Here is a 9,616-nt window from a genome sequence, read left to right as displayed (position 1 = left end):
TATAGTGAGGATAATGAGCGGGAAATGGGCTTTTCTAATTCACTGGTTGAATTACGTAACGATATTATGAAAGCAAAAGGGGTCATTATTTCTGTAAATGAACATAATAGCAACCCTTCTGCATATTTTAAAAATGTTCTGGATTGGCTATCTCGTCTCGAAAGAAAATTTTTGGAAGATACCGAAGTACTGCTGATGTCTACTTCACCAGGTAAACGCGGTGGACAGGGTTCTCTGGAAATCATTGAAAAATTATTGCCCAGGTTTGGGGCCAATGTCTGCGCCACTTATTCATTACCTTCTTTTCACCAAAATTTTGATGAGGATAAGGGCATTCTTGATGAAGACCTTTCAGAAAGTCATCGCCAGGCCCTGAATGAGTTCTTGTCCAAAATCTGAGAGATTTTATTACTACTCATCTTTCCGGAGTAGTAATATTCCTGTTCAAGAAACAGATCTTTCACAGATATCCGGAAAATATTGGTTGCGGCTGCAACTTTGACTAATTTTGCAAGGTGCTAAATCAATTTAGGGAACATATTGCTGTAAATTTTCCGGAACTCTTTGAAAACCACTTCTTGGTTGCATGCAGTGGCGGTATAGATAGTGTGGTTTTAACCCATTTATGTGCTTTAAATAAAATGGACTTCTCTATTGCTCACTGTAATTTTCAGCTCCGTGGCTCTGAAAGTGACATGGATGCTTTCTTCGTAGAAGATATGGCCAGGAAACTTGGAAAAAAAATATACATAAAAGATTTTGATACAGTTAGTTATGTAAATACAAATAAAGTTTCACTTCAAATGGCGGCCAGGGATCTTAGGTACCGCTGGTTTGAAGAAATAATGACTATACACAAAATAAAAACCCTGGTTACGGCACATCAGGCAGATGATAATTTGGAAACTTTTATCATTAACCTGTCCAGAGGAACCGGCATAAAAGGACTAACCGGTATTCCTGCGAAAACAGCAAAGATCAGCCGGCCACTATTGATATTTTCCAAGTCACAAATCGAACAATTCGCTGAAATTAAAAATATTGGCTGGCGCGAGGATAAAAGTAATCGTGAGACCAGGTATTTGAGGAATAAAATCAGATACGGTGTTATCCCAAAATTAAAGGAATTACATCCGGGGTTTCTCCATAATTTTGAATCCACGCTCGCAAACTTACAAGGAAGCGCAGCGCTTTTAAAGGACTATATAGATGAATTAAGACGCAAACTTTTTCAGCAACAGGGCGATGTAATTAAAGTCTACATAACGTCTCTTTTAAAATTAGATCCCATAAAGACTTATATGTATGAGTTGTTTAAGGAATATGGTTTTAAAGAGTGGAATGATGTCGTTGGACTGTTAAATGCCACCAGTGGAAAAGAAATTCGCTCCAGTACGCATAGACTAATTAAAGATCGTGAGCATCTTTTACTACAGGCCCTTTATCCTTCAATGGTTGAAAAATTTGTTATCGATGCTGCTCCGGGAACTATTACCGAACCTATTCGTATGAAGATTGAAGAGGTAGACACGATGGGTGAGTACGCCAATGGAATACTATATGTTGATAAAGAAACGTTAAACCATAAGCTAAGCATTCGGAAATGGGAAAAAGGAGATTACTTTTACCCTTTTGGAATGAAAGGGAGAAAAAAGGTCTCAAAGTTTTACAAAGATGAAAAGATGGATCTGATTTCCAAGGAAAGGCAATGGCTTTTATGTTCAGGGGACGATATAGTATGGGTCATAGGCCGGAGGGCAGACGACCGTTTTAAGGTAAGTTCGAAAACAAAAAGTATTTTAAAATTTAGCATTACGGAATGAGATTAGTTTTAGCGTTTATTACACTGTTGTTCTTTATCAGCCCTGGTTTTGCTCAGGACGAGGAAAACCCTGTAATTTGGTCATATGAAGTAAACAAACTTGCTGAAAATGATTACGAATTAATCTTCAAAGCAAAAATAGCAGACGGGTGGCATATCTTTTCTCAGTTTACTGATGAGAATGGTTCTTTGCCCAGTGAGTTTACTTTTCTTAAAGGTGGTGAAGACTATGAATTGATAGGAACCGCTTCCGAAAGTGAAACGGTGACCGAATACAGTGAAATTTTTGAGGTAGATGAGACATTTTTTATAAAAGATGCAGTCTTTACACAAAAAATCAAGCTACTGAATACAGCGGTGTCCCAAATAGATGTGGAGTTATTCTACCAGGCTTGTAAGGAAGTTTGTATCCCGAAAGAGCACACTTTTAGAATATCCCTGACAGGGGAAAGTATTGTTATAGAAGAAAAAGCCATTGATGAGAGAAGCCTTGCTCTGGGCTCAGCTTTAAAACTAGATTTAAAGAACAAAGAACTCCTTGAAGAGGCAGATGATACCAACCCTAATAAAGGTTCTGGCCTTTGGATGATTTTCGGTCTTGGATTCCTGGGCGGGTTAATTGCACTGTTAACACCTTGCGTTTTTCCAATGATTCCATTAACAGTATCCTATTTTACGAAACATACAAAAAAGAAAACTTCAGGGATCTTTCAGGCGTCTTTATATGGTTTCTACATTGTTTTGATTTACTTTTTGCTAAGCCTGCCCTTTCATTTATTTGATTCGGTAGATCCACAAATTTTGAATACAATAGCTACAAATATCTGGCTGAACATAGCTTTCTTTCTGGTGTTTGTTTTTTTTGCATTCTCTTTTTTCGGGTATTATGAATTAACATTGCCCAGTTCCTGGTCCACTAAAATGGATAGCTTTTCTTCCAAGGTAGGAGGAGGGCTGGGAATATTCTTTATGGCATTAACACTGGCCATTGTATCCTTTTCCTGTACCGGACCCATTTTAGGGGGCCTTTTGGGGAGTACCACTTTGGCCGAAGGCGATGTAGCCAATAATCTTTCAGCAGGAATGTTGGGATTTGGGGTGGCCCTGGCCTTACCTTTTGCCTTATTTGCATTATTTCCTGCCTGGTTAACCTCTTTGCCTAAATCCGGCGGATGGATGGATACAGTAAAGGTATTTCTTGGATTTCTGGAATTGGCCCTGGCCTTTAAATTCTTATCGAATGCCGACCTGGTAGGGAATTGGGGAATCTTCAAAAGAGAAATCTTCCTCGGAATCTGGATATTGCTTTTTGTTCTCCTGGCTTTATACTTATTTGGTGTAATTCGGTTTCCTCATGAAGGACCGAGACAAAAGCTATCAAAAACCAGAAAGACAATTGGACTTTTAACTACCGGTTTTACAATTTATTTGGTATTAGGTACTTTTAATATTACCAGCCTTAAATTATTAAGCGGATTTCCACCTCCCGATTTTTACTCTGTTGTGGAAAAAGATAATAATTGTCCGCTTGGACTTAATTGTTTCAAAGATTTTGAAGAAGGTTTGGCCTATGCGAAAAAAGAAAATAAACCCATCTTACTTGATTTTACGGGATGGGCCTGCGTTAACTGCAGAAAAATGGAAGAAAATGTCTGGAGTGAACCCGATATTTACGAGATGCTCAATGAAGATTATGTGCTGATCTCCCTATATATTGACGATAGGAAATACTTGCCGGAAAGTGAAAGGTTCAATTATAAATTTGATTCAGGAAGGGTAAAAAGTATTGAATCTATTGGAGAGAAGTGGGGTACTTTTCAAACATTAAACTTTGGAGCGGCTTCTCAGCCTTATTATGTGCTCTTATCGCCTGATCTGGAAGTCCTGAATTCTTCTATTCAAAATGCCGATAGCGAAACGTATAGAACCTGGTTAAAGCTTGGGCTTAAAAAATTTGAGGACCTAAACAAGGGGGAATTAACCAGTACAATACCATAAACTATAATCTACTAGTTGCTTCATCTTTTTTAGCACAAAATTCTATCATAATCTTTGGGTGCCATTTATAAAGGGCGGATCAAAAAAAATACACTAATAATTTAATTAGGGTTCTATTTTTTTATCTTTAAACCTCAAAGACTTACTTGTGAAAAAAATTAAAAAAATCTCCCTTATCTTACTGCTTGTGCTTGGACTTTTGGTCCTGGCTTCGTACATCTTCATTCAAACCCTGAAACCGGAATATGAAGGTGAAAAACAATTATTAAATCTGTCTGATTCGGTATCGGTCTACTATGATTTCTATGGCATACCTCACATTTATGGCCAAAATAAAGAGGATGCGTTTAGAGCGCTGGGCTATGTACATGCACAGGACAGGCTCTGGCAGATGGAATTGTTACGAAGGGTAGCAAGTGGCGGGCTTTCGGAGGTTTTTGGTTCTAAATTAATAACAACAGATAAGTTTTTTCTTTCCCTGGGTATAGATGAGGCTTCTGTAAAAACTGTGGAAAAAAGTGATCGTACAAACAAGACAATACAGCTTACTGAGGCATATTTGGATGGGATAAATCAATTTATAGAAGACGGACCCACTCCTGTTGAATTCTACCTTACAGGCATCAATAAGGAACCATTTACCCTCAAGGATGTTTATAATTCTATTGGTTATATGGCGTTTAGCTTTGCTATGGCTCAAAAAACAGATCCTTTACTAACAACTATAAATAAAAAGTTAGGTCCCGAATACCTTAAGGACCTGGAAATTGAAGTGGATAAAAATACGGAATGGATAAAGAATTATAAGTCTGCAGCTGAGGATTCAAAAGAAGCTCAAATGGTGGCTTCCATTTCAAAGGCCCTGGCAAATTTACCTTTACCTCAATTGGAAGGGAGCAACAGCTGGGTAGTAGCACCTTCAAAAACAAAATCAGGTAAAGTGATTCTTGCCAATGATCCTCACATAGGTTTTGCACAGCCCTCTGTTTGGTACGAAGCTCATGTTAGCGTCCCTGGCTACGAAAAATATGGTTATCATATGGCCGGCATACCTTTCCCTGTATTGGGTCATGATAGAAATCTGGCCTATGGGGTTACCATGTTTGAAAATGATGATGTGGATTTTTATTATGAGGAAACAAACCCGGCAGACAGTACCCAATACAAAACCAAAGAAGGTTGGGAGAATTATGAAATTGTTTCGAGAATAATTAAGGTCAAAGATAGTACGGATGTAAACCTGAAATATAAGAAAACACATCACGGACCCATTTTGGACAGCATATCCAATAAAATTGAAGGTAACAGGCCTATTAGTATGTCCTGGATTTATACCAAAATGGAAAATAAGGTACTTGATGCACTTTATGAGATCAGCCATGCACGGAATATTCAAGAATTTCAGATGGCCTTACCCAAAATACATGCCCCGGGTCTAAACATGATGTACGGAGATAAAGAAGGTAATGTAGCCTGGTGGGCAACAGCAAAGTTATACCAGATGCCCGACAGTGCACAGACCAAGTTAATTATGGATGGCAGCAGCGGGGCCTACGAACCTACCAGGTTTCTGGAATTTAGTGAGAATCCTTCTGCAGTTAATCCGTCCTGGGACTATGTATACTCAGCCAATAACCAACCCGATTCTATAGCAGGGATGCTATATCCCGGTTACTATTTACCCGAAAACAGGGCTAAACGTATTGTAGAATTATTAGACGGAATTGATGATTGGGACAAAAATGCAATGATGATTATGATTACGGATGGCACCTCATCAGTAAATGTTGAAATTTTAAGGAATCTTACCAAACGCGTCAATGTTAGGGAGTTGAGTGAGGATGATATAAATTTATTGGATAAGCTACGTGCCTGGGATGGAGATTCTCATTTAAAGAGTATTGAAGCCACAATATTTCACAGATGGGTATACTTCTTTTTAAGTAATACTTTTGAAGATGAACTTGGTCCGGAACTCTTTCAACAATTTTTAACGACTCATTTTCACAAACGTCTTATAGCTCCTATGGCTCTTAAAAAAGAATCGGTTTGGTGGGATAATACTCTTACCGAAGAGACAATAGAAAATAAGAAAGATATTGTTCTGGCTTCCTTTAAAATGGCCCTGGAGTCCTTAAAAGCCGAGTTTGGAGAAAGCAGTTCACAATGGACCTGGGATAAAGTGCATACGCTGGAACACGGGCATCCTATTGGACAGGTAGACATGTTCCGTTCTTTTTTTAACGTGGGTCCCTTTCCTGTAGGCGGTACCAGGGAGGTTATAAATAATATGTTCTTTCCATATACTGCAGATGGCCAGAATAAGGTAAGTTCAGGGCCATCAACCAGACGTATAGTCGACTTTTCGGATATAGAGAATAGTGTAAGTATCTTGCCCACCGGACAATCAGGAAACCCCTTTAGCCCGCATTATAAGGATCAGGCAGAATTATTTGTCCAGGGCAAATTCAGGAAGATGATGATGAATAAGGAGGAAATCATGACTAAGTCAACATCTTTACTAAAGTTTTTTCATAAAGGAAACTAAACCTTCAATATTTTACCAACCGAATTATTCTTTGTCTGCAGTCTTTTTGCGGTGAAGAATAGTATCTATGTTCTTACTGAAAAGTTGATTATTAGTACAGAGACAAAAGCATGCTTTCAAAAGTTTATGGTAGTGCCGTTTTTGGAGTAGAAGCAACCACCATAGCTGTTGAAGTAAATGTCGATAGGGGTATTGGTTACCATTTGGTAGGCTTGCCCGACAATGCTATCAGGGAAAGCAATTACAGAATTGCAGCCGCTTTACTCAACAATGGGTATAAAATTCCGGGGAAGAAAATCACCATCAATATGGCCCCTGCAGATTTAAGAAAAGAGGGCTCGGCTTATGATCTCACCCTGGCCCTTGGTATTCTTTCAGCTTCGGGCCAGATTATCGCTGAGGAATTAGAGCGATATATCATTATGGGTGAAGTTTCACTGGATGGCAGTCTGCAGCCCATTAAAGGAGCACTGCCTATTTCTCTTAAGGCCAGGGAAGAAGGTTTTAAAGGGTTTATTTTGCCTAAGGTAAACTCCCGTGAGGCCGCTATAGTGGAAGGGCTGGAAGTATTTGGTGTTGAAAAAATAGCTGAAGTTATTGCTTTTTTTGATAAAGGAGATCCTCTTGAACAGACCCATGTAGATATCAGGGCAGAGTTTTATAAAAACCTGGATTTTCCTGAACACGACTTCTCTGATGTTAAAGGACAGGAGAGTATAAAACGTTGTATGGAAATTGCAGCGGCCGGGGGTCATAATATTATTTTGATTGGTCCACCGGGAGCGGGAAAAACGATGCTGGCTAAGCGATTACCTTCTATTCTGCCCCCTATGACCTTGCAGGAAGCACTGGAAACCACAAAAATCCATAGTGTGGTAGGTAAGGTTAAAAACATGGGATTGATATGTCAACGCCCTTTCAGAAGCCCGCATCATACTATTTCGGACGTTGCGCTCGTCGGGGGTGGAGCCTATCCGCAACCGGGAGAAATATCACTTTCCCATAACGGAGTGTTGTTTCTGGATGAATTGCCTGAGTTTAAAAGGGGAGTACTTGAGGTAATGCGGCAACCTTTGGAAGATAGGGAAGTGACCATTTCCAGGGCACGTTTTACGGTTACCTATCCCAGCAGTTTTATGCTGGTAGCGAGCATGAACCCCAGTCCGGGAGGCTATTTTAACGATCCTGATTCACCTGTTACGTCTTCCCCGGCTGAAATGCAGCGGTATTTAGGCAAGATATCAGGGCCTTTGTTAGACAGGATTGATATCCATATAGAAGTAACCCCCGTTCCTTTTGAAAAACTTTCAGACGAGCGCAAAGGGGAGGGGAGTATTGCTATTCGAAAACGCGTAACTGAAGCAAGGGAGATACAGACATTGCGATTTGAGGGTATGGAAACCGTTCACTACAATGCGCAAATGAATACAAAACAAATACGGGAATTCTGCAAACTGGACGATGCTTCCCTGTCGCTACTTAAGACGGCTATGGAGCGACTTAACCTCTCTGCCCGGGCCTATGACCGGATCCTGAAAGTAGCCAGGACCATTGCCGATTTAGAAAAAACCACAAAGATTGATGGAAACCATATTAGTGAGGCTATTCAGTACAGAAGTTTGGATAGGGAAGGTTGGTTGGGATAGTGGAATTACGAGGGACGAGGAACGAAGTTGTTAGTTGGAGATACGCTGGCGCGAGCGTCATCATCAATTATGAGTAGAAAATACAAATTCAAAAATCCAACTGCAGCCTATTTTGTAAGCTTTGCAACGGTTTATTGGATAGATGTATTTACCAGGCAAGTCTATTTTTCAATTTTAGAGGAAAGCATTACATATTGTCGCAAAGAAAAAGGCATGGAGGTGTTTGCATATTGTTTCATGCCTAGTCATGTTCATATGATCTTTCGATCTGATAATGAGGACCCTTCGGGATTGCTAAGGGATTTTAAAGGGTTTACCGGCAGAAAAATCATAAAAGCCATACAAGAAAACGTACAAGAAAGTAGAAAGGATTGGTTACTGAGGATGATGGAACGTGCAGGTTTTAAAAATAGCAATGTAAATAAAAGACAGTTTTGGCAGCAGCACAATAAACCGATAGAAGTTTGGAGCAATAAGGTTTTAAAACAGAAGATTGAATATATACATAACAATCCTGTAGAACAAGGTTTCGTTACTGACCCCGTCGATTGGAAATACAGCAGTGCAAGAAACTATTCAGATGATGAAACTGTACTCAAAATAGATAATAAAGGGATGCACTTGGGCATGATGGATCTTTGAAAGATCAAACTCAGCAACCAGCATTTTGGTCACGAGCGTGACGCTCGCGCCAGCGAGGGGATAACCACTTAGCTCGTACCTCAAACCTCTAACCTCTAACTTCATTCATAAGCCATTCGATACCGGAGTTTGGACAGGGGGGTGGATGAGTTAGCCTGACGTTTAGGCTCGCGCCACCAGGGGCTACCCTGGGCATGATGCTCGCGCTAACCTGGGAGAAAGCGTAGCAAAGAAGGAGTCTTATTCGTTTTCAGCCTGCAATTCCCTGTCAATTATTGCAATGATTTTATAACACTGTACCTTCATTTCTTTGAATCGCCAATTCATGTTGTCAAACTGCATACGTGTCATTGCAAAACCATTCTTTTGAATCCGGTCCTTCAGTAAAGCCTCATAATCCGCTCTCGAAAGCGTTCTATTCTTGTACGACGGTCCTATACTATCCGAATAGATCATTATATTAAAAATTGCGTTCAGGTCCAAAATTCTATACTGAGGCTTGTACATCATAGTTTCGGAGTCAAACCTGACATGCAACTCTACATTCTTTAGTTTGTTATAAAGAGCCTGAAGATCCAAGAGTCCGTTTTTAATGGAATCACTGGAGATCAGCGCCAGGTTCCCGGAATTGACAAGTTCCTGAAAGGTGTTGTCTTGTTGGGTGAATCGCTGCCAGCCATAAACATTGACGGCATGGAACGTAAAATCCCTTAAATCCGTGAGGGGCTTCCCTTCATAATGTTCCAGTACCTTGGTGGCCGATTTAATTTTGGAATTCCGACCAGCAATATAATTGTCCAGTTCGGCGATGTTTAACTCAAGGTCTGTTTTTAAGTTTTTCAGATAGTGAATTTCCACCGCACGTTGCTTTCGGGCTTCATTATAATTGTTGATCTGAAGGGCAATCAGGATCCCGATCACTACCAGCACAATTTCGCCGATGGCATATTTAAGGTACTT

General features: G+C 40.0%; 7 protein-coding genes. 6 read left to right on the top strand and 1 reads right to left on the bottom strand.

The window, feature by feature from the left end; genetic code table 11:
• From Q0X89_RS10940 to Q0X89_RS10915, 6 genes are all read left to right on the top strand, one after another.
• Positions 1 to 399 (top strand): NADPH-dependent FMN reductase (locus Q0X89_RS10940; protein ID WP_297694051.1); only part of this gene is annotated, 399 nt, incomplete at its 5' end.
• Positions 400 to 515: 116 nt separating this feature from the next.
• A complete protein-coding gene (gene tilS, locus Q0X89_RS10935) occupies positions 516 to 1,823 on the top strand; it encodes a tRNA lysidine(34) synthetase TilS (protein WP_297694049.1) in 1,308 nt (435 codons plus the stop codon).
• On the top strand, positions 1,820 to 3,820 hold the full coding sequence (locus Q0X89_RS10930) for a cytochrome c biogenesis protein CcdA (RefSeq protein WP_297694047.1): 2,001 nt from the start codon (positions 1,820 to 1,822) through the stop codon (positions 3,818 to 3,820). The genes tilS and Q0X89_RS10930 overlap by 4 nt, the downstream gene beginning before the upstream one ends.
• Positions 3,821 to 3,968: 148 nt before the next feature.
• The gene (locus tag Q0X89_RS10925) at positions 3,969 to 6,368 is read left to right on the top strand and encodes a penicillin acylase family protein (protein ID WP_297694045.1); all 2,400 of its coding nucleotides are present in this window, start codon (positions 3,969 to 3,971) and stop codon (positions 6,366 to 6,368) included.
• A 110-nt stretch (positions 6,369 to 6,478) separates the two neighbouring features.
• Entirely contained in the window at positions 6,479 to 8,014 is a 1,536-nt protein-coding gene (locus Q0X89_RS10920; RefSeq protein WP_297694042.1) for a YifB family Mg chelatase-like AAA ATPase, read from the top strand.
• A 69-nt stretch (positions 8,015 to 8,083) separates the two neighbouring features.
• Positions 8,084 to 8,656, top strand: coding sequence for a transposase (locus tag Q0X89_RS10915; RefSeq protein WP_297694040.1), 573 nt, complete (start codon positions 8,084 to 8,086; stop codon positions 8,654 to 8,656).
• A gap of 240 nt (positions 8,657 to 8,896) precedes the next feature.
• On the opposite strand, the gene Q0X89_RS10910 is transcribed toward Q0X89_RS10915, so the two are convergent.
• Positions 8,897 to 9,616, bottom strand: a 720-nt coding sequence (locus tag Q0X89_RS10910) for a DUF6090 family protein (RefSeq protein WP_297694039.1), incomplete at its 5' end; no start/stop codon positions are given.

Source organism: uncultured Eudoraea sp., assembly GCF_947258525.1.
GTDB lineage: Bacteria > Bacteroidota > Bacteroidia > Flavobacteriales > Flavobacteriaceae > Eudoraea.
Note: the sequence above shows the minus strand (reverse complement) of the source record. Positions and strands in the feature narration are given on the sequence as shown.

Excerpts from the sequence above, each read along its gene's own strand:
- Q0X89_RS10930 (WP_297694047.1), top strand. The coding sequence starts at position 1,820 with ATGAGATTAGTTTTAGCGTTTATTACACTGTTGTTCTTTATCAGCCCT.
- Q0X89_RS10920 (WP_297694042.1), top strand. The coding sequence starts at position 6,479 with ATGCTTTCAAAAGTTTATGGTAGTGCCGTTTTTGGAGTAGAAGCAACC.
- Q0X89_RS10915 (WP_297694040.1), top strand. The coding sequence starts at position 8,084 with ATGAGTAGAAAATACAAATTCAAAAATCCAACTGCAGCCTATTTTGTA.